General features: G+C 58.5%; 23 protein-coding genes and 1 tRNA gene. 15 read left to right on the top strand and 9 right to left on the bottom strand.

All coding sequences use genetic code 11. From position 1 onward, the window contains the following. The first annotated feature begins 317 nt into the window (after nt 1-317). Nucleotides 318-393: transfer RNA gene (locus ACUXAC_RS02970), tRNA-Asn, on the top strand. 73 nt (nt 394-466) lie between these two features. On the opposite strand, the gene ACUXAC_RS02965 is transcribed toward ACUXAC_RS02970, so the two are convergent. The 3 genes from ACUXAC_RS02965 to ACUXAC_RS02955 all read right to left on the bottom strand — a co-directional run bounded on the left by ACUXAC_RS02965 (nt 467) and on the right by ACUXAC_RS02955 (nt 2,753). Beyond that, the gene (locus tag ACUXAC_RS02965) at nt 467-1,675 is read right to left on the bottom strand and encodes an aldose 1-epimerase family protein (protein WP_387441682.1); all 1,209 of its coding nucleotides are present in this window, start codon (nt 1,673-1,675) and stop codon (nt 467-469) included. 417 nt (nt 1,676-2,092) lie between these two features. Beyond that, nucleotides 2,093-2,395, bottom strand: a complete 303-nt coding sequence (locus ACUXAC_RS02960) for a helix-turn-helix domain-containing protein (RefSeq protein ID WP_149571247.1) — start codon at nt 2,393-2,395, stop codon at nt 2,093-2,095. Between the two features lie 4 nt (nt 2,396-2,399). Next, nucleotides 2,400-2,753: a type II toxin-antitoxin system RelE/ParE family toxin gene (locus ACUXAC_RS02955; protein ID WP_336842705.1), complete on the bottom strand. Its 354-nt coding sequence runs from the start codon at nt 2,751-2,753 to the stop codon at nt 2,400-2,402. A gap of 438 nt (nt 2,754-3,191) precedes the next feature. On the opposite strand from ACUXAC_RS02955, the gene tcuC reads away from it, so the two are divergent. Both tcuC and ACUXAC_RS02945 read left to right on the top strand, forming a co-directional pair. Continuing rightward, entirely contained in the window at nt 3,192-4,487 is a 1,296-nt protein-coding gene (gene tcuC / locus ACUXAC_RS02950; protein ID WP_387441684.1) for an MFS transporter, read from the top strand. A 26-nt stretch (nt 4,488-4,513) separates the two neighbouring features. Continuing rightward, nucleotides 4,514-5,320 (top strand): substrate-binding domain-containing protein, encoded by an 807-nt coding sequence (locus ACUXAC_RS02945; protein WP_387441686.1) that lies wholly within the window; start codon nt 4,514-4,516, stop codon nt 5,318-5,320. On the opposite strand, the gene ACUXAC_RS02940 is transcribed toward ACUXAC_RS02945, so the two are convergent. The 3 genes from ACUXAC_RS02940 to ACUXAC_RS02930 all read right to left on the bottom strand — a co-directional run bounded on the left by ACUXAC_RS02940 (nt 5,295) and on the right by ACUXAC_RS02930 (nt 7,994). After that, nucleotides 5,295-6,194 carry a LysR family transcriptional regulator gene (locus ACUXAC_RS02940; RefSeq protein WP_387441688.1) on the bottom strand — a complete coding sequence of 300 codons (900 nt, stop codon included), beginning with the start codon at nt 6,192-6,194 and terminating at the stop codon, nt 5,295-5,297. The genes ACUXAC_RS02945 and ACUXAC_RS02940 overlap by 26 nt on opposite strands. A gap of 91 nt (nt 6,195-6,285) precedes the next feature. Next, nucleotides 6,286-6,651 (bottom strand): diacylglycerol kinase, encoded by a 366-nt coding sequence (locus ACUXAC_RS02935; protein WP_197848029.1) that lies wholly within the window; start codon nt 6,649-6,651, stop codon nt 6,286-6,288. Between the two features lie 218 nt (nt 6,652-6,869). Further along, on the bottom strand, nt 6,870-7,994 hold the full coding sequence (locus ACUXAC_RS02930; protein WP_089186190.1) for an N-acetyltransferase: 1,125 nt from the start codon (nt 7,992-7,994) through the stop codon (nt 6,870-6,872). 739 nt (nt 7,995-8,733) lie between these two features. Here ACUXAC_RS02930 and ACUXAC_RS02925 point away from each other — a divergent pair. Genes ACUXAC_RS02925 through spt form a run of 4 tightly spaced genes read left to right on the top strand, consistent with a single transcriptional unit; the run spans nt 8,734 to nt 12,835 of the window. After that, a complete protein-coding gene (locus ACUXAC_RS02925) occupies nt 8,734-10,473 on the top strand; it encodes a fatty acyl-AMP ligase (RefSeq protein ID WP_172906261.1) in 1,740 nt (579 codons plus the stop codon). Beyond that, entirely contained in the window at nt 10,470-11,384 is a 915-nt protein-coding gene (locus ACUXAC_RS02920) for an NAD-dependent epimerase/dehydratase family protein (protein WP_387441691.1), read from the top strand. The genes ACUXAC_RS02925 and ACUXAC_RS02920 overlap by 4 nt, the downstream gene beginning before the upstream one ends. Before the next feature lie 31 nt (nt 11,385-11,415). Further along, entirely contained in the window at nt 11,416-11,676 is a 261-nt protein-coding gene (locus tag ACUXAC_RS02915; protein ID WP_019453571.1) for an acyl carrier protein, read from the top strand. Continuing rightward, nucleotides 11,663-12,835, top strand: a complete 1,173-nt coding sequence (gene spt, locus ACUXAC_RS02910; RefSeq protein ID WP_141959732.1) for a serine palmitoyltransferase — start codon at nt 11,663-11,665, stop codon at nt 12,833-12,835. Before ACUXAC_RS02915 ends, spt begins: the two co-directional genes overlap by 14 nt. A gap of 70 nt (nt 12,836-12,905) precedes the next feature. Here spt and ACUXAC_RS02905 read toward each other — a convergent pair whose 3' ends face one another. Beyond that, nucleotides 12,906-13,637, bottom strand: a complete 732-nt coding sequence (locus tag ACUXAC_RS02905) for a thymidylate kinase (protein ID WP_454266468.1) — start codon at nt 13,635-13,637, stop codon at nt 12,906-12,908. A gap of 370 nt (nt 13,638-14,007) precedes the next feature. Between ACUXAC_RS02905 and ACUXAC_RS02900 the strand changes: the two genes are divergently transcribed. The 7 genes from ACUXAC_RS02900 to lptG all read left to right on the top strand — a co-directional run bounded on the left by ACUXAC_RS02900 (nt 14,008) and on the right by lptG (nt 20,596). Continuing rightward, the gene (locus ACUXAC_RS02900; RefSeq protein ID WP_060420298.1) at nt 14,008-14,733 is read left to right on the top strand and encodes a nucleoside/nucleotide kinase family protein; all 726 of its coding nucleotides are present in this window, start codon (nt 14,008-14,010) and stop codon (nt 14,731-14,733) included. A gap of 30 nt (nt 14,734-14,763) precedes the next feature. Then, the gene (locus ACUXAC_RS02895; protein ID WP_060420296.1) at nt 14,764-15,558 is read left to right on the top strand and encodes a nucleoside/nucleotide kinase family protein; all 795 of its coding nucleotides are present in this window, start codon (nt 14,764-14,766) and stop codon (nt 15,556-15,558) included. A gap of 72 nt (nt 15,559-15,630) precedes the next feature. Next, complete coding sequence (locus ACUXAC_RS02890) at nt 15,631-16,965, top strand: lipopolysaccharide biosynthesis protein (protein WP_049200021.1); 1,335 nt, start codon at nt 15,631-15,633, stop codon at nt 16,963-16,965. Next, nucleotides 16,965-17,834: a hypothetical protein gene (locus tag ACUXAC_RS02885; protein WP_225528591.1), complete on the top strand. Its 870-nt coding sequence runs from the start codon at nt 16,965-16,967 to the stop codon at nt 17,832-17,834. The genes ACUXAC_RS02890 and ACUXAC_RS02885 overlap by 1 nt, the downstream gene beginning before the upstream one ends. A 20-nt stretch (nt 17,835-17,854) precedes the next feature. Continuing rightward, the gene (locus ACUXAC_RS02880) at nt 17,855-18,421 is read left to right on the top strand and encodes a YtfJ family protein (RefSeq protein ID WP_225528590.1); all 567 of its coding nucleotides are present in this window, start codon (nt 17,855-17,857) and stop codon (nt 18,419-18,421) included. A 28-nt stretch (nt 18,422-18,449) separates the two neighbouring features. Continuing rightward, on the top strand, nt 18,450-19,520 hold the full coding sequence (gene lptF / locus ACUXAC_RS02875; RefSeq protein WP_421115067.1) for an LPS export ABC transporter permease LptF: 1,071 nt from the start codon (nt 18,450-18,452) through the stop codon (nt 19,518-19,520). Continuing rightward, nucleotides 19,517-20,596: an LPS export ABC transporter permease LptG gene (gene lptG, locus ACUXAC_RS02870; protein WP_421115066.1), complete on the top strand. Its 1,080-nt coding sequence runs from the start codon at nt 19,517-19,519 to the stop codon at nt 20,594-20,596. Before lptF ends, lptG begins: the two co-directional genes overlap by 4 nt. A gap of 62 nt (nt 20,597-20,658) precedes the next feature. Here the strand turns inward: lptG and ACUXAC_RS02865 are convergent, their stop codons facing one another. Both ACUXAC_RS02865 and ACUXAC_RS02860 read right to left on the bottom strand, forming a co-directional pair. Continuing rightward, entirely contained in the window at nt 20,659-20,880 is a 222-nt protein-coding gene (locus ACUXAC_RS02865) for a DUF6434 domain-containing protein (RefSeq protein WP_421115065.1), read from the bottom strand. Between the two features lie 196 nt (nt 20,881-21,076). Continuing rightward, the gene (locus ACUXAC_RS02860; protein ID WP_421115064.1) at nt 21,077-22,384 is read right to left on the bottom strand and encodes a serine hydrolase domain-containing protein; all 1,308 of its coding nucleotides are present in this window, start codon (nt 22,382-22,384) and stop codon (nt 21,077-21,079) included. Between the two features lie 107 nt (nt 22,385-22,491). On the opposite strand from ACUXAC_RS02860, the gene ACUXAC_RS02855 reads away from it, so the two are divergent. Next, nucleotides 22,492-23,397, top strand: coding sequence for a LysR family transcriptional regulator (locus ACUXAC_RS02855; protein WP_421115063.1), 906 nt, complete (start codon nt 22,492-22,494; stop codon nt 23,395-23,397). Nucleotides 23,398-23,686: the final 289 nt, after the last annotated feature.

The raw sequence follows: 23,686 nt of genomic DNA, 5'->3' as shown, positions 1-23,686 counted from the left end.
GACGACGAATACATATTGTTTGCTTATTCATCCTACATATCAGTTGCGGCACGGCGTGTGGCGGGGATAACGGTGTCAGGGCCGTACGGCTAGCATGAGAGGGGGCATGAGAGGGAGAGTGGCCCTGCACCATCGCCGTGCAAGGGCTTGTGCAAGCGATGTGACAACGAGACAGGCGGGAAAAATCAGCGCCTGCCGGCGAAAGATGCCGAAAAACAGCGCAAGGTGCTCATTCCCTCAGCAAACGCACTTTTTTTGCAGTTTAGCGCTTTGACAAACCCCAGGCGCCCCGCTATTATTCGCCCCGTTCACACGATTCCTCTGTAGTTCAGTCGGTAGAACGGCGGACTGTTAATCCGTATGTCACTGGTTCGAGTCCAGTCAGAGGAGCCATATTTAGAAAAGCCCGCTTAAGGAAACTTAAGCGGGCTTTTTGCTTTAACGCTGAATGCGCCGACAGGCAGCGCTACTCTTTGGCTATCGGCACGGCATTCTCATCTATTTTTACCTTGCCCTGAATATCCGCAATCTTCTTCTCCAGAGCCGCCACCTGCGCTTTGCTGTGCAGCAAGGTATAGGTCAGATCAAACTGCGCACTGGCGCCAGGCTGCAGCTGCTTAACGCGTTTTTGTTCGCGCTCAATAGTGACCGGGTAGGCATAGTTGGTGCCCGGCTCAATCCCCGTCACATACCCCTGTTTTAACGTATCGGTATTCTTCCACAGCGTCAGGACGGGTAATTGGCGGGTATCGAACTGAATAGCCACCCCTTTGTCGCCCGCGTTATTGACCAGCGCCGCCAGCGTTTGATGATTCGGATCCGATAATGGCTTAATGTTAAAGACCATTTCATCGAACCCTTTGGTTGGACCGGCATAGGTTCCCCAGGTCTTCAGCCCGGCTTTGGCATAGTCGTTAAACGGGCTGATGCTGGCGATCGGCGCCAGGAAGCGGGCGCCATTTTCCAGAATCGGCGCGCCGAAATTGCTGTGATAAATAATCTGGTAGTCATGGGGATAATCCGCCCGGTTGGTTAACACATCATGCAGGCTGAAACTGTTGCTGCCGGGCACATAGCGCAATTCGGTCAGGGTTTGCAGATCGGCTTTTTTGAATGTGCTCTCTTTGATCAGGCCGCGAATACGAATTTCATACGGCGCCGTATCCGCTACCTCAACCTCAACCCGCGAGGCCGGCGTATTGCCCGCTTTACCGTGCAACGTGTAAATTTGCCCTCCTTCGGTCACCGGATGACCGGTCCACTCATAGCCACAACGCACCATCATCTCATTGAAACCTTCCAGCCAACCGAGCCCATTGCGGCTTTCCAGGTTGATAAAGGCGGGGTTGACCACCTCTTTGACCGGGGAATCCCATCCCATTTTCGCGCCAAAGCCTTCTGCCCGCAGGAGGTTCATGCCGCGCGTGGGGCTCAGCGTGATGGTCAGGCCATCCTGGCTGCGGATAATGATGACTTTGCTGCCTTCTTGCTTGCCGCCGTGCAACACTTTCTGCTCAATGCTGAACGTTTTATCCTTCACCTTCAGCGCCTCGCTCGAAATATTCCAGTTTCCTTCCTCCACGCCATCTTCAGCGCTGGTCAGCACCCAACTCTGCGCCGCAGCCTGCCCTGAAATCAGAGCCGAAAACATCGCTATAAACCACGTTTTCTTCATTTCCCTTCCCCTTTAGCTGAATCGATTTTCTATTAACGAGAAAAATCTACTGTTAAGCAGGTTAAAGAAATGTGATGAACTTCACCGGGTGAGTATTTCACTAAATAGTGCGATAAAAATACGAATATCATCGCAATTTTAATGAAATTCATTAATTTTTTGCACGTTAAATGAGCGATTCATCAACATAAGTCGTATCGTTTCAGCTTTGAGCAAGGGGATGGTTTATCGCGAAGGTACGGCGGTGGCTTGTTAAGGTTATCAGGCCCTAACGGAAGCGACCATACAGCCTGAACACCTTGAGCCTCTTTGCTTTCACGGCTGTCTCCTGATATCGGAGGCGCCATATTGCGAAAAGCCCGCTTGGGGGAGCCTGAGCGGGCTTTTTGCTTTCTGCCGTTAACCGAGCAACGGCGTCTACAGCACCACTTCGTAGTGAGAGCCGTCCGGCAGTTCAATGTCCAGCCGCAGTTTGCCGCCCGCCGCCTCAACGTAGCGTTTTAGCGAAGACAGTTTCAGATCGCGGCCCGGTTTTTCCATCACGGCCACGGTCGGCTGCCGGATCCCCAGCGCCTGCGCCATTTCAACCTGCGTTTTCTGTACTTTTTCGCGCAGCTCGGCAAGGTGAATGTTCAGCATGATGTCCGCCGCCAGCGCCTGCGCGTTGGCCACGACCTCGGGCTTTTCATCCGCAATAAGCTGTTCCAGCGTTCTGCCCATCGCGTCACTCCTTCTCGTTTAATGTGTTCAGCCAACAGGTGAATTCCCGATCGGCAATCTGAAGCATTCGATCGTAAAAGCGTTTTTCATTGCCGGCTTTATTGCCCGCGCAAAGAATAATGCCAATACGGTACGGATCGAAAGCGAAGAATGCCCGCAACGGTTCGCCACGGCTCTGAATGCGCAACTCTTTCATATTGCTGTAACGTGAGCCTTTCACCGTATCGGCATAGGGTCTGGGCAGCCCGGGCCCCTTTTCCCGTAGGACCATCAATGCGGCAAGCACGCCGGCCCGATCGGCATCGTTGAGTGAGCTAAACCAGTCATCAAACACATCCGTTGTTTTAATTTCCCACACGGGACCTCCCTGTAATATAGATCAACAACTATATAGATGTAAAGCTATAGCAGAGAGGTGCCGGGATGACATGCAAAGGCGTGCGTTGTTACTGCAAGGCTGAACGTACATCCACACATTTTGCAAACTCAGTGCGAGGCATTCACCTTTTTACGAGCGGTATCGAACAATCGTTCAGAGGCACGGGGCATTTCTTCGCCACCCCTTTATGAACCCTGTCACAAAAAGCGCATAACGTTTTCGGCGTTCTGCGCAGCGGGCGATGAGCGACAAACTTGTTAACGCCACGTTACATCGGGTTAGGCAACATTGTTAACGCCGATTGATGCGCCAAACGCATCGCGCCATGCGTTTATTGCGCTTATTTACTTTATTTTCCTGAGCGAGTCTTCAGCAACAGGCGCGGCGTCAAGCGCCAATAACAAACTGGAGATAAAGATGCATTCCTCTACCTCACCCATGACCACCCGGGCCAGAACCGGCGCGATACTGCGCGTCACCTCCGGCAACTTTCTGGAACAGTTCGACTTCTTTCTGTTCGGCTTTTACGCCACCTACATCGCACACACCTTTTTCCCGGCCAGCAGCGAATTTGCCTCGCTGATGATGACCTTCGCGGTATTCGGCGCAGGTTTTCTGATGCGCCCCATTGGCGCCATCGTGCTGGGCGCCTACATCGATAAAGTCGGCCGCCGCAAAGGGCTGATCGTCACCCTGTCGATCATGGCTACAGGCACCTTCCTGATCGTATTGATCCCCTCTTACCAGAGCATCGGGCTTTGGGCGCCGCTGCTGGTGCTGTGCGGGCGCCTGCTGCAAGGCTTCTCGGCGGGCGCGGAGCTGGGCGGCGTGTCTGTCTATCTGGCCGAAATCGCCACGCCGGGCCGTAAGGGCTTCTACACCAGCTGGCAGTCCGGTAGCCAGCAGGTGGCGATCATGGTGGCGGCGGCAATGGGCTTCGCGCTCAACGCGGCGCTGGAAGAAAGCGCTATTCGCGAGTGGGGATGGCGCCTGCCTTTCCTGTTCGGCTGCCTGATCGTTCCCTTCATCTTCATCCTGCGCCGCAAGCTGGAAGAAACGCAGGAATTTACCGCCCGCCGCCACCACCTGGCGATGCGCGACGTGTTTAAAACCCTGCTGAAAAACTGGCCGGTGGTGATCGCCGGCATGCTGATGGTCGCCATGACCACCACCGCGTTTTACCTGATCACCGTGTATGCGCCAACCTTCGGCAAAAAGGTGCTGCTGCTCAGCGCCTCCGACAGCTTGCTGGTCACTTTACTGGTCGCGATTTCCAACTTCATCTGGCTGCCCATCGGCGGTGCGCTGTCGGATCGCTTCGGCCGCAAACCGGTGCTGATCGCCATGGCGCTGCTGACGTTGGCCACCGCCTACCCGGCGCTCAGCCTGCTCGCCGCCGCCCCCAGCTTCAGCATGATGCTGGCCGTGCTGCTGTGGCTGTCCTTCATTTATGGCCTCTACAACGGCGCGATGATCCCGGCCTTAACCGAGATCATGCCAACGGAAGTGCGGGTGGCCGGGTTCTCGCTGGCCTACAGCCTGGCGACGGCGGTATTCGGCGGCTTTACGCCGGTAGTCTCCACCGCGTTGATCGAATACACCGGCGACAAGGCTTCACCGGGCTACTGGATGAGCTTCGCCGCGCTGTGCGCCTTGCTGGCGACGCTGTATCTGTATCGCCGCATCGCCATGCCGCTGCAAACCGCGCGCTAAGCCGCCATCTCAAAAGGAATGATGCCATGCACAAACTCACTCGTTCGATCATCACCCTGCTCATGTGCGCCTCCTGCAGTACAGCGGCGCTGGCCAAAGACGTGACCGTCATGATCTCCGGCGGCTTCAAAGCCGCGCTGGAGAAGCTGGCCCCGGAGTATGAAGCCCAAAGCGGCGACAAAATCATTCTGGTGTCCGGCCCCTCGATGGGCAAAACGCCGCAGGCGATCCCCGCGCGGCTGGCGCGCGGAGAGCAAGCCGATGTGCTGATCATGGTGGGCGACGCGCTCACCCAACTGGAAAAAGAGCGCTGGACCCAGCCGGGTTCGCGCGTGGAGCTGGCCGATTCGCCGATCGGCATGGTGGTCAAACAGGGCGCGTCCAAGCCGGTGATAAAAACGGATGCCGACCTGCGCAATGTCTTGCTGCAGGCGAACTCTTTCGCCTATTCCGACAGCGCCAGCGGCCGCTATGTCAGCGGCCAACTGTTCAAAAAGCTGGGCATCGAGGAACAGGTGAAAGGGAAAGCGCATAAGGTTGAGCGCATTCCGGTGGCCTCTGAAGTGGCACAGGGGAAATACGCGCTGGGCTTCCAGCAGGTCAGCGAATTGCTGCCCGTGGCGGGCGTGACCTTTATCGGCGAGCTGCCGGAAAACGTGCAGTACATCACCCGCTTCGCGGGCGCGGTAACCGCCAAGGCGGAACACCGCCGCGAAGGCAAAGCGCTGCTGGACTTCCTCGCCTCCTCTCAGGCGCAGCCGACCATTCGCGCGACCGGCATGCGAACCGTGCCGACGCCGCAGCCGGTCAGGCAGAGTGATACTGTTCAGTAATCAGCTTTTCCAGCTCGGCGGCGACGAAAGACTGCATGCGGCCGCCGCGTCTGATGAGGCCTACAGTGCGTTTCACTACCGGATCAACCAGCGGCACCGACGTCAACACCGAGTGCTCTGAAGCGGGCATCGACATGGCGGGCACGGCGGCAATGCCGATGCCCGCCTCAACCATGCCCAGCATGGTCGTCACATGGCGAGTTTCACACACGCTGGGACGTTCCGGCACGATGTGTTCCAGGCGCTGATCGAGCAGATTGCGATTGCCGGAGGTTTTATCCAGCGACACGTAGTCCTGCTGATAAAACTCCCGCCAGGTGAGGCTCTTTTTAGCGGCGAGCGGATGGTCGCGCCGGCAGGCGGCCACGTAAACGTCCCCCACCAACGGCACAAATTCAAGATTAGGCTGCAGGCGCCCGGCAAAGCAGATGCCGAAATCGGCCTGGCCGCCGGTGACCGCCTCGATGACATTCCCGGCGCTGCCGTCGATCAGCTTAACGCGCACGCGCGGATAGCGAAGCCGGAAGCGGCGTATCACGTCGGGCATGAAATAGTAGGCCGCCGACGGCACCGTGGCGACGGTGACCAGCCCGGTACGCTCCTGGCTGACCTTATCGATATCGGCCAACACCGCTTCGACATTCATCAGCAGCTGATCCGAACGCTCGGCAAAAGCCTGCCCGTACAGCGTCAAAGTCACGCGCCGGGTGGTGCGATCGAACAGTTTGCTGCCCAGCGCGTTTTCCAGCTTCTCAATCCTGCGGCTCAGCGCCGACTGCGACAGGCAGATGGACTCTGCGGCCAGCCGAAAATTGCCGTACTCCACCAGCGCGCGGAAGGCATAAAGATCGTTGAGATCAAAATTCACGGGCATAGCGGCCTACTCTCCTTGCTGAACGCAAAACAACGATGATAACCGCTTATATCGCCACGGCAACCGCCTGGTGGTTGAACCACCCAAGCCCCTATCGGCCCAGCAGCACCGTTGCCCAAACAACGATAGTCAGCACCACCGCCACCAGCTGCGCTGCGCCACCCAAATCTTTGGCGCGTTTGGATAACGGATGTAATTCCAGCGAAATACGATCGACCACGGTTTCAATCGCCGTATTAAGCAACTCAACCACCAATAGCAGGAAACTGCAGATGATTAATAACAGCCGCTCCATTTTTGTAATATCTAAACCAAATGTAACAACCAGTAAAATGGCGTTAATAACCAATAATTGGCGGAACGCATCTTCGGTAAGCACGGCGTCAATAAACCCGGCCCAGGAATTCCTTATGCTGTAGGTTAATCGGCTTATTCCCTTTTTCTTATTTCCAGGCATAGCATTTGCTCTCATCAACACGACGACAACGTCCGCAAATAAATCACGCGCCGTGAATTTATCTCGGGTTTATTAATTAAAGACCTTAACCGTTTGCCCTCAGGAGAGGATTCATTCGCTCACGCGATGCCCGCACAACAGTGAAACGACCAGCGCGAAAAATGCCCTGGCGGGCTTATTATCCTGAGGACGTTAAAAGACGAAACGTTATCAGCCGGTTAAAGCGTTTTCTCATACAAGCGGTAGCGCTTATAGGGAACCGCGCCGATGCGTTCTAAAATCGTCCGCATGCCGGTATTGGTTTCCAGGATCCACGACATTTCCAATGCGTCGATATTGCGCTTGGCGAAAGGCTCGCGCAGCGCCTCAATCAGCAGTAGCGCAATAATCGGCCCGATGCGGCTGAATTGATATTCCTGGCGCACGCCCATCAACGGCACGCGCGCGGTGCGCACGCCGCTGACCTTCAGCCGCCACAATAACTTCGCCCAGCCAAACGGCAATAACCGCCCCTGCAGATCGGCAATCGCTTCGTTAATATTCGGCAAGCCGACGATAAAGGCGCAGGGGGCGCCATCCACCTCGGCGATATGGATCATATCGTCGGGCACCAGGAACTTCAGCTGATCCCCCATGGTGGCGAACTCGTGCTGGGTGAACGGGACAAACCCCCAGTTATGTTGCCACCCGGAGTTGAACACCTCGCGCAGCACCTGCATCTCCTCGCGAAAGCGCTTGCGGTTGAGGCGGCGAACGGTCACCTTTTTGCGCACCTGGTCCATCATCCGGGTTAACGACGGCGAAAAGTGCAGATCGGTTCTTTTCATCCAATAGGCAAGTAAATCAATCCCTTCGCTATAGCCCTGCTGCGCTATCTGGGGCGCGTAATAAGGCTTGGCGTGCGTCATCAGCGCCGAGGGCGGGGTGTCGAACCCCTCGACCAACAGGCCGCTTTCCTGATTGATGTTGAGGCTGAACGGCCCGGTGATTTTGCGCGCGCCTTTCGACCTCAACCACTCCTCCGCCACCGTGAACAACGCGCTGAATACGGCGGGATCGTCAACGGCGTCGATCATGCCGAAGTGGCCGGTATCCTCGCCATGCAGCTCGCGGTGCAGGGAATCAATTTGTGCGGTGATGCGCCCAACGACCTTCCCCTGCTTTTTGGCCACCCACGCCTGCCATTCGATATGGTCGGTGCCGGGATTCTTCTTTGACAGATGCTCTTCGCGCTCTAAATACAGCGGCTCAATCCAGTTTGGATCATCGCGAAACAGTAACGAGGGGAAAGCAATAAATTCTTTAAGCTCGCGTTTATCCAGAACTTTCTCAATGCGGATCATAAATAGCCTTACGTTTTAATAAAATAATTAAATAAGCGCGCGACAACGCCTTTAGCATTTTTTATGCTGTTCTCTTTAATTGGATTGTGTATTGCCTCCGGTTCAACGATAAGAAAAACCGAATATTACCCCCGGTGAATCAGCGTGCTCATTGCCCGATATTCACCCTGAGGTTTCCGTGATTGTTCGAAAAAAGGGAAACAAAAAGCGGCGCTGACATGCTACGCTAATGATGCTCTTTTATTATTTCGTGCTGTATGGGCAAAAGAAATCTGCCGCATTTAGTGTACCGACTTTAATCAGGAGCGGGATCGCCATTTTTACCACTTAATGCTCTTTTTAAGATTCAGCTTAAATGAGCCATTCACTTTTTGATTTCTTGCGGCATACTGTTTAGGAAGTGTTTAAGTTCTAAGATAGCCATGCACGAGGTCATAACCCATGAGTCGACAGTTATTTTCTGCCCGACACATTCAGGCTAAAGAACGGCGAAACCCGGAGCTTACAATAGCCCCCTGTATATCGCCAGGGTGCCGTACAAGGCTGATAAAACGGGCAACCCACACTCTGCCCGGGTAATAACCGGCGTACCGTTCAAGCACGGTAATATACGCTGTTCGCGGAATGAAGATGGTTGAATAACAAACTTATTCAAACCCTATTCATAGTAAAATATCAATTACCTCGCCAAGAGTCTTTTATCTCTTTTGGTGATTTTTAATCTATGGCTAGTTTGTCTATGTCTGAAACAAGTTCCGTTCATTCTCTTCCCATGCGCTATGCGGACTTCCCCACTTTAGTGGACGCGTTGGATTACGCGGCGCTGGGCAATACGGGAATGAATTTTTACGATCGGCGCAATCAACTCGTGACCGTGCTCGAATACCGCACGCTGCAGCAAAAAGCGATCTCGGGCGCGCGGCGTTTATTGTCGCTGAAACTCAAGAAAGGCGATCGCGTGGCGCTGATCGCCGAAACCAGCGCGGGATTCGTCGAAGCCTTTTTCGCCTGCCAATATGCCGGCCTGGTGGCGGTGCCGCTGGCGATCCCGATGGGCGTCGGCCAACGCGACTCCTACACCGCCAAGCTGAAGGGGCTGATCGCCAGCTGTAACCCCGCGGCAATCATCAGCAGCGAAGAGTGGACGCCGCTGATCGCCTCGGCCACGGAAAAGGCGCCGTCGCTGCACATCCTCAGCGACGAGGATTTTAACGCCTTGCCGGAGCCGGAAATCGCGTTGCCCGCACCTTCGCCCGACGACATCGCCTATCTCCAATACACCTCGGGCAGCACCCGCTTTCCGCGCGGCGTGATCATTACCCAGCGGGCGGCCATGGCGAACCTGAACGCGATCAGCCGCGACGGGATCAAGCTGCGCGCGGGCGACCGCTGCGTCTCCTGGCTGCCCTTCTATCACGATATGGGCCTGGTCGGTTTTCTGCTGACCCCGGTGGCGACTCAGCTGTCCGTCGATTACCTGCGCACGCAAGATTTCGCCATGCGCCCGATGCAGTGGCTGAAACTGATCGCCAAGAATCGCGGCACGGTGTCCGTCGCCCCGCCGTTCGGCTACGACCTGTGCCTGCGCCGCAGCAACGCCAAAGAGCTGGCCGATCTGGATCTCTCCAGCTGGCGAGTCGCGGGCGTGGGCGCCGAGCCGATCCCGGCCGAGCTGCTCGGCCAGTTCGGCGAACACTTCAGCAGCATCAACTTCGACAGCAAAGCCTTCATGCCGTGCTACGGCCTGGCCGAGAACACTCTGGCGGTGAGCTTTTCCGACCCTTGCTCCGGCCCGCAAACCAACGCCGTCGACCGCGATATTTTGGAGTACGAGGGTAAGGCGGTCGCGCCCGGCAAGAAGACCCGCGCCGTCTCGACCTTCGTCAACTGCGGCCGAGCGTTGCCCGGCCACCGCATCGAGATCCGCAGCGAAACCGGGCAGCCGCTGCCGGAACGCCAGGTCGGTCATATCACAATTTCCGGCCCCAGCCTGATGAACGGTTATTTCTGCGACGACGAATCCCAACAGCAGATCCAGGTGACCGGCTGGATGGACACCGGCGATCTGGGCTATCTGCTGGACGGTTATCTGTACGTCACCGGCCGCAAGAAGGACCTGATCATCATTCGCGGCCGCAATATCTGGCCGCAGGATATCGAGTACGTCGCGGAATCCGAGCCTGAAATCCGTTCCGGCGATGCGATTGCCTTCGTGACCGAAGAACACGACGAGGCGGCCAGGATCATTTTGCAAATCCAGTGCCGAGTCAGCTCGGAAGAACGCCGGGAGCAAATCGTGCATTCGCTGAGCGCGCGCATTCAAAGCGAGTTCGGCATCGCGGTGGATATCGAGTTGCTGCCGCCGCACAGCATTCCCCGCACGTCGTCGGGCAAACCCGCCCGTGCCGAGGCCAAGAAACGCTGGCTGAGCGCCTCGCTCTACCCGCAAATGCCGCAGCTGGCCGGTTTCGCGCAATGAGCGGCACCGTGGCGGTGACGGGTGCGACCGGCTTTATCGGCCGGCACATCGTCCAGGAACTGCTGGCGCAAGGGCTTAGCGTGCGCGCCCTGACGCGGCAAGCCGGAAAAGCCGCCATCGACAACCTGCAGTGGATCCCCGGCGCGCTGGAAGATCGGCCCTCGCTCACCGAGCTGGTGCGCGGCGCAGAGTGCGTGGTGCACTGTGCGGGCCAGGTACGCGGGCATGCGGAAGCGGTGTTCACCCGCTGCAACGTGACCGGCAGCCTGAATTTGATGCAGGCCGCCAGGCAGAACGGCCGCTGCCATCGCTTCCTGTTCATGTCGTCGCTGGCGGCCCGCCATCCGGCGCTGTCCTGGTATGCCCATTCAAAACAGGCCGCCGAGCAGCAACTCATCGCCGCCACGGGCGATATCGCGCTGGGGATTTTCCGCCCGACGGCGGTTTACGGGCCCGGCGATAAAGAGCTGAAGCCGCTGTTCAACGGCCTGCTGCGCGGCGTACTGCCCCGGCTGGGTGCGCCTGACGCCAGGCTCACTTTTCTGCACGTGAGCGATTTGGCCAAGGCGGTCAGCCAATGGGTGCAGGCCGAACCCGCGCAGCCGAATATTTACGAGCTGTGCGACGGCGTGGCCGAAGGCTATAACTGGCTGCGCCTGCGGGACATCGGCGCCGCCGTGCGGCACGGGCCGGTGCGTCTGGTGGGCATTCCGCTGCCGCTGCTGAAAACCCTGGCGGATATCAGCGTGGTGTGGAACCGCCTGGTCAAACAGGAACCGATGCTGACGCGCAGCAAAATACGCGAATTAACCCATCACGACTGGTCCGCCAGCAATCACGCGCTGTCGCAACAGATTAATTGGTTTCCACAGGTGAGTTTGGAGCGCGCGCTGCGTGAAGGGCTGTTTTAATTATTCCAAATAGAGGTGTGTCAACGTTCTTATGCTAAATCGCGATGCTGTAATGGATTATATCCTGACGTGTTTGCAAGGTATCGTCGAAGGCGGAGTGGAAATAAAACCTGATAGCGATCTCGTCAATGATCTTGGCCTGGAATCCATCAGAGTCCTGGATCTGCTGATGATGCTGGAAGATGAATTAGATATCTCCATTCCTATCAATATATTGCTTGATGTCAGAACGCCTGAGCAACTGCTTGACGCGCTGCGCCCTTATCTGGAGAAAAGCCATGGGACTGTATGATAAGTTTGCGCGGCTCGCCAATGACCGTGAACAATTTCAAACGTCCGGTCTGAATCCGTTCGGCACCTGTATCGACGAAGTGTATTCCGCCACCCAGGGCCGCATCGGCGATCAAAAGATTGTCCTCGCCGGCACCAATAATTATCTCGGCCTGACGTTCGATGCGCAGGCGATCGCCGCCGGCCAATCGGCCCTGGCCGCACTCGGCACCGGCACCACCGGCTCGCGCATGGCGAACGGCAGCTACGGATCGCACCTGACGCTGGAACGGGAGCTGGCGGAATTCTTCGATCGCCCGAGCGCCATCGTGTTCTCCACCGGCTATACCGCCAACCTGGGCGTCATCAGCACCCTGGCGGGGCCGGGCTCCGTGGTGTTGATCGACGCGGACAGCCACGCGAGCATTTACGACGCCTGCGCCCTCGGCGGCGCGGAGATTATTCGCTTCCGCCACAACGACGCCGCCGATCTGGAGCGCCGCATGCTGCGCCTGGGCGAACGGGCCCGCGAGGCGATCATTATCGTGGAAGGCATCTACAGCATGCTGGGCGACGTGGCCCCGCTGGTGGAAATCGTCGACATCAAACGGCGGCTCGGCGGCTATCTGCTGGTCGACGAAGCGCACTCCTTCGGCGTGATGGGCGAGCACGGCCGCGGTCTGGCCGAAGCGCTGGGCGTCGAGCAAGACGTGGATATCATCCTGGGCACCTTCAGCAAAAGCCTGGCTTCGATCGGCGGTTTCGCCGTCGGCGGCAAGGGGATGGACGTGCTGCGCTACAGCAGCCGGCCGTATATCTTTACCGCGTCGCCGTCGCCCTCCAGCATCGCGTCGGTGCGCACGGCGCTGCAAAAAATCGCGCGCCATCCCGAGCTGCGGGAAAAACTGTGGAGCAATGCGCACCGCCTGTACCACGGCCTCGCCGAGCTGGGGTATACCCTGGGGCCGCGCATCAGCCCGGTGGTGCCGGTGATGATCGGCTCGAAGGAAGAAGGGCTGCGTTTCTGGCGCGAGCTGATCGCCCACGGCGTGTATGTGAATCTGGTGCTGCCACCGGCCGCGCCGGCGGGCGTTACCCTGCTGCGCTGCAGCGTCAATGCCGCGCACAGCGATGAAGAGATCGACACCATCGTGCGCGCCTTTGCGGCGCTGAAAAAATAAAGCCTTTTCCTCTCGGCCGCGGCGGCGGTGCCGAAAATGGCATCGCCGCCCTGCCGAATCGCTGCGCACCTCAGTGCGCAGCCGTTGATACTCCATCAGTCGAATAGCGATACCCCTGCGCCGCCATAAATTCCGCGATGGCTTTTTCCGCCGCAGAAAGCACCTCCTCGATCGGCCGATCGGCATCAAGATCCACGATGTCAGCGCCTTCAAACGTCAATAACGGCGTGGCGGCGATCTTCTTCTCCAGCGCCGCTTTGCGGTGATCGGGTTTGCGCGCGCAGGCCACCGCCAGACTGACATTCAGCTTGAGCACCAGATCCGGTTTTTGCCCCGCCATCCATTGGAACGCCGCCCGCTCGCGCGCCGCCAGCCAACGGACAAAACGGCTCCCTTCAACGTCGACGGGAAATACCGTGCCGTCGTAAGCGCCGGGGATTTGCGCCTGCGGAAAACGGTCGGTCAGCACGATGAACCCTTGCCGCCGAAACGTCAGCATGCGACGAAAACGCAGCAGCCGCCGCCCCACGAACGCGATGATCACCGCCGACGGCAACAGGCCAATCCGGGATTTTTTCGTTTTGACTTTTTTGGTATTGCTCTCGATAGCCTTGCCCACCGAGCGCCCGAGCAGCGGCAATTTCGCCGCCGCGCGCCCGACGTTGCCCGCCTGTTTGCCCAGATGCACCTGCACCGCCGGGCCATAATGTTTCACATATTCGATCAGATGTTCACAAACGGTGGACTTACCCGATCCGTCGCTGCCAATAACCGCAATCAACGGCGGAAATTTTGCACTCATAATAAGACTCTCTTTCAATACACCAGAAACGGCGTGCCATGTTTGCAGCGAAATCACGCTTAACCTTGCTCGGCAGCCGCGCAAAATAAATTGCCTCAATGCAGCGCCAAACAGCACAAAAGATTAAGCGAAAATTAAAAACCTCTGCTCTTTTTCCGCTGCGGGCCATTCCGGAAATTAACATAAAAAGCGAAACTGACCTGCGCGCGAACAATTAGCACAAAATAACAAGAACGAACGCCATGAATATCAATTCGAATAACGAACAAAAATACCCATCTCATTATTTTATCGTAGCAAAGCACAATAAATATCTTGAACCCAAGGCGTATTGGAATACAATAGTTTTTTTCGCATTGGATCAATTATTGTGAGTCAGCAGATAAGACCTTCATCTGATCGCTCGCCCGTGCGCGTAATAGCGATAACCGGCTGTGACGGCTCGGGAAAATCCACCTTGGCCGCCAGTCTGGTCAACGCCTTATCGGCAAAAGAACCTGCCGAACTGCTTTATCTCGGCCAGTCTTCCGGGCGTATCGGCGAATGGATCAGTTCACTGCCGATTATTGGCGCGCCCTTCGGGCGTTATTTGCTGAAGAAGTCGCAGCGCGTGCACGATCGCCCTTCCGCACCGCCGGATAATGCCACGGCGCTGGTGATTTTTTTACTTTCCTATTGGCGCGTCTATAAATTCCGCCGCATGCTGAAGAAAAGTCGCCGCGGCGCATTGCTGATTACCGATCGTTATCCGCAGGCCGAAGTGGCAGGGTTTCGTTTCGATGGCCCGCAGCTGGCAAAAACCGCCGGCGGCAATCGCTGGGTACGCTGGCTGAGAAAGCGCGAACAACACCTGTACCAATGGATGGCGTCTTATCAGCCCCTATTATTAATTCGGCTGGATATTGACGAACAAACGGCCTATTCACGTAAACCCGATCACTCGCTGGCGGCGTTGCGTGAAAAGATCGCCGTCATCCCGCACCTGACGTTTAACGGCGCTAACATACTGGATTTAGACGGCCGCGAACCGGCCAGCCATATTTTCGATGAATCTCTGCGCGCCGTTAAAATATCGCTGAGGGCCGCCAATGCCTAGCCGACAAATAACCTTTTCGTACCGAAACAGATGAAAAAAAATAAACTCACTGCCGAACAGCACTCCTCTTCCACCTGCATTAGCGGGCTGATTGCCGTGGTGGGCAGCGACGGCACCGGCAAGTCCACGCTGACCGCCGATCTGGTGAAAAACCTGCAGCAGCATCGCCCCACGCAGCGGCGCTATTTAGGGCTGATCTCCGGCGAAGACGGCGACAAAATCAAGAAATTGCCCTTCATCGGCGTGTGGCTGGAACGGCGCCTGGCGGCCAAATCCGATAAAACCCAACGCATGAGCAACAGGCCGCCGGCACTGTGGGCGGCGCTGATCATGTACGGCTTTTCGCTGTGGCGCGCCTCCAACCTGCGCAAGGTGCGGCGGCTGGCGCAGAGCGGCGTGCTGGTGATCAGCGATCGCTACCCGCAGGCGGAAATTTCTGGTTTTTACTACGACGGGCCCGGTATCGGCGTGGAGCGCGCAAAAGGCTGGCTATTGAGCCGCCTGGCGGCGCGCGAACGCCGTTTATATCAACGCATGGCCGTCTATCGGCCGGCGCTGATCATTCGCCTCGATATCGACGTCGATACGGCGTTTTCCCGTAAGCCCGATCACAGCTATGAAGAACTGAAAGACAAGATTTCCGCCATGGTGCGCCTGCAGTACAACGGCGCACGCATCATCGAGCTGGACGCCAGAGCCCCATACGACGAGGTGCTGAGCAACGCGCTCAACGCCATTTCGGCCGTGGTGCCCCCCGTGAAGCGCCCACAGAGCGACATCGGGCAACCCGGCGAAAACGCCGGCGAAGAAACTCAGGTTTATTAAACGCATACAGGGCAAGCGCATGACAGCGGAACACAAGATGCAGCAAAACAACGATAACGGCTGGTTTGGGTTATGAAACGGTGGTTTTCCGATGGCGCGTTTCGCTCCATTTTACGTAATGCCGCCTACTTAGGCTCCGGCAGCGTGGCCAGCGCACTGCTTGGCCTGCTGGCGCTCTCCTGCGCCGGTAAAGGCATGTCGCCTGAAATGTTCGGCGTGCTGGTGGTGATCCAGGCCTATACCAAAGCGGTCAGTGATTTCATCAAATTCCAGACCTGGCAGTTTGTGGTGCAATTCGGTACCCCGGCGCTGGAGCATCAAAACACCGGGCGCTTCCGCGACGTCGTCGCCTTCTCCTTCGGGCTGGATATCGCCAGCGGCGTCATCGCCGTGCTGGGCGGCATGATCATGCTGCCGTTCTTGTCCCACGCCCTGGGGCTGGACAGCGAAAGTTTCTGGCTCGCCATGCTGTACTGCACCCTGATCCCGTCGATGACTTCGTCCACGCCGACCGGCGTGCTGCGCGCCTTCAACCGCTTCGATCTCATCGCCATCCAGCAGGCCATCAAGCCTTTCCTGCAGGCGGTGGGCAGCGTCATCTCCTATTATTTCGATCTGGGATTCCCTGGCTTTATCGTCACCTGGTACGCCTCTAACCTGATCGGCGGCACGCTGTTTTGGTGGTTCACCGCGCGCGAGCTGCGCCGCCGCGATATCCACGGCGCGCTGAGGCCACGGCTGTTCAACGTCGCGCGCCGCATCGAGGGCGCCTGGAACTTCGTCTGGACCACCAACATCGCCCATACCATCTGGGCCGCACGCAACTCCTGCACCACCGTGCTGGTGGGCGTGGTGCTCGGGCCGGCCGCCGCCGGGCTGTTCAAGATCGCCATGACCTTCTTCGATGCGACGGGCACCCCGGCCAAGCTGCTGGAGAAAAGCTTCTATCCCGAGATCATGCGCTTGGACCCGCGCACCAAGACCCCGTGGCTGCTGGGCCTGCGCTCCTCTCTGCTGGCCGGCGGCATCGGCCTGGCCGTCGCGGTGTTGATGCTGCTGGTGGGCAAGCCGCTCATTTCCGCCGTCTTCGGGCAGCAATACCTGGAAGCCTATGACCTGATTCAAATCATGCTGGGCGCGATCATCGTTTCCATGATGGGCTTCCCGCAGGAATCCTTACTGTTTATGGCAGGCAAGCAGCGCGCTTTCCTGATCGCGCAGGCGACGGCCTCGGCGGCCTACATTGCGCTGCTGGTGTCGATGGCGTATGCCTTCGGCGTGCAGGGCGCCGCCTTCGCTTATTTACTGGGGCAATGTTTAGACGTTCTGTTATCCCTGATACCGACGATCGGCGCCTACCGCAATCGCTTTATGTTGGGGCTGAATGTGCCCAAAGAGAGTAATTAATGACCGCTAACGATAATTGGAAGAAGTTCTCCGCCGAAACCACCCAGGCGCTGTTTGTCGCGGTGGAAGAGGATGACCTGGTTGAGGCAAATATCAGCCTGCCGCAGCAGATTGATTTGCAGTGTACCCCCGAGAGCATTCGGGACAACTACGCGCTGTGCCTACAGTTTTGGGAAGACGGCTTTTCCCGCCGCGAGCTGCTGCAACTGGTGAACGGTTTCCTGCAAGACCCGCAGTTGGCGGCGGCTACCCGCATGCGCTACAAATATATCCGCGCCCGCTATAAGCACCTGCGCTTCGCCCAGCAGCTGTACGGCGCGCCCCACCGCGCCAACCGCCTGTTCCACACCACCACCGTGGTGCTCGGCCATTTTCAGGATGCGTTTCGCAACGGCAACCAGAAGAACCTGACGCTGTACGGCAACCTGCTGCGGCTGCTGCTCAGCAAGCCGGTGTGGTCGTACGTGCGCTATGCGCTGCGCCACACCCGGCTGGAAAGCGCACAGGGCTTTGTCACCTACCGCCAGGAGCAAATGCGCCAGCTGCAGACGCTGATCGCCAGCCCGGCGCTGACCGGGCACCAGTTCCACGACGTGCGCAAAATCGTCAGCCGCCAGGTGTCGTTTTACGACACGCTGAGATCGATCGATCCCGACAACCGCGAAGCCCGGCAGATCTCGCGCTTCCTGGCGGCGATTAACGGCCTGATGGGCGACCGGCATGACGTGATGGTGGCGGACAAGCTGGCCGGCGGCGATATCTATGATCGGCCGGCTATCCTGGATATCGACATCCGCCAGCGCCTGGAGCTGCTGCTGGCGCGCTTTCCGCTGTCGTTTTCCCAGCCGGCCATCGCGGCGGGCAGATAAGCGCGTTGCGCGGAGCCATGATGACGTTACGCCGCTTGCTAACCCTCGCGCTGCTGCTGTCGCCGCTGGCGGCGTCAGCGCATAACTTCGTGCATGGCCGGCCGGTGGCGCCGATCGCCATCACCGATCGCGGCGAGCTGCTGCTGCGCAACGGCGATTTCTACTACCGGCCGTGGAACAGCGCAAAGCTGGCGGGCAAGGTGCGGGTGATCCAGTACATCGCCGGGCGCACCTCCGCCAAAAAGAAGAACTCGCTGCTGATCAACGCCGTCAAAGACGCGAACCTGCCGGTCGATCGCTTCCAGCCCACCACCATCGTCAACACCGACGACGCGATACCGGGCTCCGGCTTCTTCGTGCGCGGCAAGATAGAGAAAAACAAGCGGCATTACCCCTGGGCGCAGTTCATCGTCGACAGCGACGGGCTGGGGCGCATGGCCTGGAGGCTGCCGGAAGAAAGCTCCACCATCGTGGTGCTGGACCAGGCCGGGCGCGTGCAGTGGGCTAAGGACGGCGCACTCACGCCGCAGGAAGTTGACCAGGTGATCGCCCTGCTGCGCGCCCTGATCGACCGGGAGACGCCATGACGCGCACGCCGCCGGGAGCCGATGACGCATGTCTTTAATTGAACGCTACATCACGGTTGAGATCCGCCGCCTGGTGATGATGATCGCCGGGTTTCTGATCTTCATGTTCGCCAGCTACTCCGCCCAGCGCTACCTGACCGACGCCGCCAACGGCACGCTGGCGCTGCGGGTAGTGGCCGAGGTGGTTTTCTATAAATCGCTGATCGCGCTGGAGATGATATTGCCCGTCGCGCTGTATGTCTCGGTGGCGGTGGCGCTGAGCCAGCTGTACAGCGATGCGGAGATCACCGCCATGCTGGCCGCCGGCGCCAGCCCGCTGCGGCTGTACAAGGCGGTGCTGATACTGGCCGTGCCGCTGGCGATCGCGGTCACGCTGCTGTCGCTGTATGGCAGGCCTTGGGCGTACGCCAATATTTATCAGCTGCAGCAACAGTCGCAGTCGGTGCTGGACGTGAGCCACCTGCAGGCCGACAAATTCAACGTCAGCGGCAACGGCCGCATGATCCTCGCCAGTCACGTCGACAAAACGGCCAACCACCTAACGGACGCCCTGATTTATGTGCGCGGCGGCCATCACACCAACCTGTACCGCGCGCAGTCGGTTGAGGTGCTCGACGCCTCCCCCGCCAGCCCCGCCGTGCGGCTGAAAACCGGCACCGCCTATGTGCTGGATCGTCAGGGCACCGACGACAACGGGCAGAACTACGACAACTTTGACATCGCGCTCAAGCCGTTCGTGCCCAGCGCCGAGAGCCGGCACAAGTCGGCCTCGCCGGCGGAGCTGGCGCGCTCCGCCGATCCGGGTGACGCCGCCGAACTGCAATGGCGCGAAAGCCGCGGGCTGACCACCGTGCTGATGGTGCTGCTGGCGATCCCCTTTAGCCGCATCAAGCCGCGGCAGGGCCGCTACGCCGCACTGCTGCCCCTGACGGTGCTGTTTACCGTGATTTTCTATAGCGGCAACATTTGCCGCACGCTGGTGGCCAACGGCTCTCTGCCGACGATCCCCGGCGTTTGGCTGGTGCCGATAGCCATGGCTGCTGGTATCGCCCTGCTGCTGGCGCGCGACTTATCCCTGCTGCGGAAACCCTCCCAATGACTATTTTTAGCCGTTACCTGATCCGCAACGTGTTCATCGGCTTCGCCGCCGCGGCCGGGCTGCTCATCCCGCTGTTCACCACCTTTACGCTGATCAACGAGCTGGAGGACGTGACCCCGGGCGGCTACCGCTGGCAGCAGGCGCTGCTGGTGACCGTGCTGACCCTGCCGCGCAGCCTGGTCGATCTGGGGCCGTTTATCGCGCTGCTCGGCGGCATCGTCGGGCTGGGGCAGCTGTCCAAAACCCTGGAACTGACCGCGATCCGCTCCGCCGGGATGTCGATATTCCGCATTGCGCTGGTAATGCTCGCCGCCGGGCTGCTGATGAACCTGTCGCTCGGCGCCCTCGATGAATGGGCCGCCTCGCCGCTGCAGCAGCGCGCGCTGCAGATGAAGAACAACGCGCTGGCGCAGTCTAACGATAACGACGTCACCGTTAACCCACTGTGGGCGCGGCGCGGCAACGAGTTTGTGACGGTCAAAACCGTCGATGAGAACGACCAGCCCCACGGCATTGAGATCTTCCGTTATCAGGCCAACCGCACGCTGGAATCTTACCTTTACGCCGACAGCGCCAGCACCGCCGCCGACGGCAGCTGGCTGCTGCATAACGTGATGCAGAAAAGCTGGCAAGGCGGAAAGGAGACGATTGAGCGGCAAAGCAGCCTGCCGTGGCGCTCGCTGTTCGCCGTACCGAGCCTGAAAGAGCTGACCCTGCCGGCCGGCAGCTTCTCGCTGCAACAGCTGGATCGCTATATCGATTACCTGCAGGGCTCGGGGCAGCCCAGCACCGAATACCGCCTGGCGCTGTGGAAAAAACTCGGCCAGCCCCTGCTGGTGCTGGCGATGATTCTATTGGCCATCCCGTTTACCTTTACCGCCCCGCGCGCCCCCGGCATGGGCAGCCGATTAGCGCTCGGCGTGATCGTCGGGCTGCTGACCTATATCGCTTACCAGATCGTCCTCAACCTGGGATTGCTGTTCGCTCTTAACGCGCCCTTCACCGCCCTCGCCCCGCCGCTGCTGATTTTGGCGCTGGCGTTGGCGCTGGTTTATCGGTTTGATCGGCGGGGTTAGGGGTGAGAACAGTGGTGTGATGGGAAAGGCTGAAGATGATTTACTCGTCCGCAGGTTGAACCCTATCGGCCAGGGTTGAGGGAGTGCCTGCGCCGCCACTCATCGACCACATCACCTAACGTCTTTGGCACGTCATTGCGTATCCATGCCATGAATTCACGATCGAAGCGAAAGTCCTCTCCGCACGCCTCAACCATGAAACGACGAACGTTTTGCGTATTTTTGTAGCTTTTATCCACGATCGTGGCGCGTGTTAGCAATGCGCTATGCCAATCGATTTTCAATTTAGCCACTCCTGTGAGAGCCGTTCGATAAAGAGCTTCAACCTGGCCTGACCTATCGCACTTTTGTCACGCCCGTTTCGGCGCAAAATGGATGTGGTGAAAAGCATAGCCCAGACCGCCGTTTCCGCGCTGTTATATGCACGGGCACATTTATAACAGGGGCGAAATGGCAACCGCCCCTGCTCGCTACCGAGGGTTAACGCACTTCCTTCGCTATCGCGCTAAACATCAGCGAGGCCTCCAGCGGTTGTGCGCTGAAGGACGGCTCTGCCTGCGGCCAGGTGGACCACTGGACGATCACCAGATTCTCCGCCTGATTGACCATAATCATCTGGCCGAAGATCCCCAGTGCCCACAGGGAATGTTTCAGGGAGGCCTGCGGAGCGGGTTCTACGTTGGTCGCATTCACTGGCACTTCGTTGTTCCACCACTGGTAGCCGTAAATGCCGTTAGGATGGGCCGCCGACACCGAGCCCGCCGCCCGCGTCCAGTTGGACGACTGGGCTACCCAATCAGCCGGCAAGATCTGTTTGCCGTTCGGCAGCTTCCCGTTATGCAGAATGAACTCACCGAAGCGCCCCCAGTCTTCCAGCGTGGCGTTGAACCCGTGCGCACCCACGTCGTGCTGGCCTTTGGCGTAGGCATGCCACACGCCGTCGCTTGCCATGCCGTACGGCTGCCAGATGCTTTGCTCAAGATAGGCCGCCAGCGGCATGCCGGTGGCACGCTCCAGCACGTCGCCCAGCAGCCACGCACCGCCGGAGGAGTAAGACCAGTTCTGCCCGGCCGGATGCGCACGCTGCAAACCGGCCACCAGCTTGCGCACGCAGGCGTAAGTGCCAGGCTTGGCCTCACACTCGGTCAGCTGCGCGAAGTCCGATTTCGGGTTGGTGTAATCCTCATTCCACGCCACGCCCGAGGTGTGAGTGATCAGCTGCCTGAGGGTCACGCCGTCCCACGCGGTGCCTTTCAGATCGGGTTCGTATTGCGTGATGAGATCGTCGAGCGAGCGGATCTTGCCCTGTTTAATCGCCACGCCCACCAGCGTAGCGACCACCGATTTGCCCACCGAGCGCGACGTCCACAGGGTGGCGTCGGTATTGCCCTGTCCCAGATATTTCCAGGCGATTTTGCCGTCCTTCAATACCAGCATGCCGCTGACGTTCTGGCGCTGCAGGTAATCCTGCAGGCTGTAGGTTTTGCCATTCACCCGATAGCTGGCATTCGTTAGCTGCTTAGCGGCAGTAAGCAGCGGCGTGGCGTTGCCGTGATGAAACACATCCCCGGCATAGTTGCGGTAGTCATTACGAAAACCGATCACCCGGTCGCTCTGGCTCCAGGTGAGCATCTTATGCGTGTCCGGCAATTGCGCATCGAAAGGCGCGGGACAGGCGCTGAGTTCGGTGCCCGCACAGGCGGCCAGCGCGGCGGGCGCCAACAAGCCGCTGCAGAGACTAATGGCAACGCCCGCCAGCAGGCTGCGGTTAAACACTTTGCTTTTCATATTTTTTCTCGCTTAGCTCAGGAAGGCGTTCAGCTTAAAAAAACGCGGCCTATAATAAAAAACTCCTGATGGGGGAAAATCCCCCGCAAAATCGACGGGAGAACCGCGTGCAGAGCCTGATTTATTCCTTTGCCCAACTGGAAGCCTTCACCGCCGTGGCCGAGCACGGCAGCCTGGCGAAAGCCGCGCTCAAGCTGGGCAAAGACCGCACGACGCTGCGCGATTTGATTGATTTTCTCGAGGATGGCTTGGGCTATGCGCTGTTCCTACGCGAGGGGCGCAGCCTGCACCTGACGCCGGAGGGCGAACAGCTGCAGCGCCAGGCGCACCTGCTGATGCGCCAGGTGAAAGCGTTTGAGGCGTTTGCCAAAGACGTGCCGAAGAGCGCGGCGCAGGAAATTTCTCTGGTTTACGATCCCTTCACGCCCCGCGCGTTGCTGCAGGCGTTGATTGCCGCCATGGCCCAACGCAACACGCGCCTGAGCCTGATTAACGCCTCGCGCGATGAAGCGGAAAGGCTGCTGGCAAACGGCCAGGCCGATCTGGGCATCTGCCAGGCGCGCCATCGCAGCGTGGGCGACGCCATGGAGTGGCGCGCCTTAGGGGCGATAGAGATGGACTTTTACGCCGCAAAAGCGCTTTTCCCCGGCGCGGAACAGCCGCTCTCGCTGCTGGAACTTTCGCTCACGCCGCAGGTGATCATGCACCCGGATTCTGACGAGCCCGTGGCGCGCCGCCTGCAAATTTCCGGGCATACCATATTTACCAACGAACTGGAGATGCTGCGTGCCCTGCTCGAACAGGGCTGCGGCTGGGGATTCCTGCCGACGCATATGCATGCCGAACAGTGGAAAAGCGTCAACACGCTGCGCACCGAAGTGGGCAGCCAGGGGATCAGCCAAACTATGGTGACCATCTGGAAGCCGGGTAATGACCGGCGGGCGCTGATTGATGAGACGTTGGGGTTGTTGCCGGGGTTGTGGGGGAGGTTGGGGGTGAAAAGTCGCTGCTAGATTAGCGGTGTTGTTACGGTAGTCGATCGTGGGATTCATTACCTGCGTTGTTTATCGAACTTTCTTAAGCGGGGCTCGCTGTTTTCGCCCAGTGAGCCCTTGAGCACCTTTGCCTCATCGCTTCTGGTGCTGGTTTATTGCTTTGATAGGCGGCATTTGAGGGGCTGCTTTGAACGAGGAGCGGAAGTTCAAAATTTTTCATAACGACTGATGAGAACAACACTAATTATCGAGATTACTAATACAAAAATTTTCCATAATTTTGTAAAAAGTGGTGAAATTAGTATAA

It is taken from the genome of Serratia sp. 121840015-1, assembly GCF_053627655.1.
This window is presented reverse-complemented; position numbering and strand designations above follow the sequence as displayed.

Coding starts and splice junctions, on each gene's coding strand:
- lptF (WP_421115067.1), top strand. CDS start 18,450: ATGTCTTTAATTGAACGCTACATCACGGTTGAGATCCGCCGCCTGGTG.
- lptG (WP_421115066.1), top strand. CDS start 19,517: ATGACTATTTTTAGCCGTTACCTGATCCGCAACGTGTTCATCGGCTTC.
- ACUXAC_RS02940 (WP_387441688.1), bottom strand. CDS start 6,194: ATGCCCGTGAATTTTGATCTCAACGATCTTTATGCCTTCCGCGCGCTG.
- ACUXAC_RS02905 (WP_454266468.1), bottom strand. CDS start 13,637: ATGAGTGCAAAATTTCCGCCGTTGATTGCGGTTATTGGCAGCGACGGA.
- ACUXAC_RS02895 (WP_060420296.1), top strand. CDS start 14,764: ATGAAAAAAAATAAACTCACTGCCGAACAGCACTCCTCTTCCACCTGC.
- ACUXAC_RS02890 (WP_049200021.1), top strand. CDS start 15,631: ATGAAACGGTGGTTTTCCGATGGCGCGTTTCGCTCCATTTTACGTAAT.
- ACUXAC_RS02860 (WP_421115064.1), bottom strand. CDS start 22,384: ATGAAAAGCAAAGTGTTTAACCGCAGCCTGCTGGCGGGCGTTGCCATT.
- ACUXAC_RS02915 (WP_019453571.1), top strand. CDS start 11,416: ATGCTAAATCGCGATGCTGTAATGGATTATATCCTGACGTGTTTGCAA.
- ACUXAC_RS02945 (WP_387441686.1), top strand. CDS start 4,514: ATGCACAAACTCACTCGTTCGATCATCACCCTGCTCATGTGCGCCTCC.
- ACUXAC_RS02925 (WP_172906261.1), top strand. CDS start 8,734: ATGTCTGAAACAAGTTCCGTTCATTCTCTTCCCATGCGCTATGCGGAC.
- tcuC (WP_387441684.1), top strand. CDS start 3,192: ATGCATTCCTCTACCTCACCCATGACCACCCGGGCCAGAACCGGCGCG.
- spt (WP_141959732.1), top strand. CDS start 11,663: ATGGGACTGTATGATAAGTTTGCGCGGCTCGCCAATGACCGTGAACAA.
- ACUXAC_RS02920 (WP_387441691.1), top strand. CDS start 10,470: ATGAGCGGCACCGTGGCGGTGACGGGTGCGACCGGCTTTATCGGCCGG.
- ACUXAC_RS02880 (WP_225528590.1), top strand. CDS start 17,855: ATGACGTTACGCCGCTTGCTAACCCTCGCGCTGCTGCTGTCGCCGCTG.
- ACUXAC_RS02960 (WP_149571247.1), bottom strand. CDS start 2,395: ATGGGCAGAACGCTGGAACAGCTTATTGCGGATGAAAAGCCCGAGGTC.
- ACUXAC_RS02935 (WP_197848029.1), bottom strand. CDS start 6,651: ATGCCTGGAAATAAGAAAAAGGGAATAAGCCGATTAACCTACAGCATA.
- ACUXAC_RS02930 (WP_089186190.1), bottom strand. CDS start 7,994: ATGATCCGCATTGAGAAAGTTCTGGATAAACGCGAGCTTAAAGAATTT.
- ACUXAC_RS02965 (WP_387441682.1), bottom strand. CDS start 1,675: ATGAAGAAAACGTGGTTTATAGCGATGTTTTCGGCTCTGATTTCAGGG.
- ACUXAC_RS02885 (WP_225528591.1), top strand. CDS start 16,965: ATGACCGCTAACGATAATTGGAAGAAGTTCTCCGCCGAAACCACCCAG.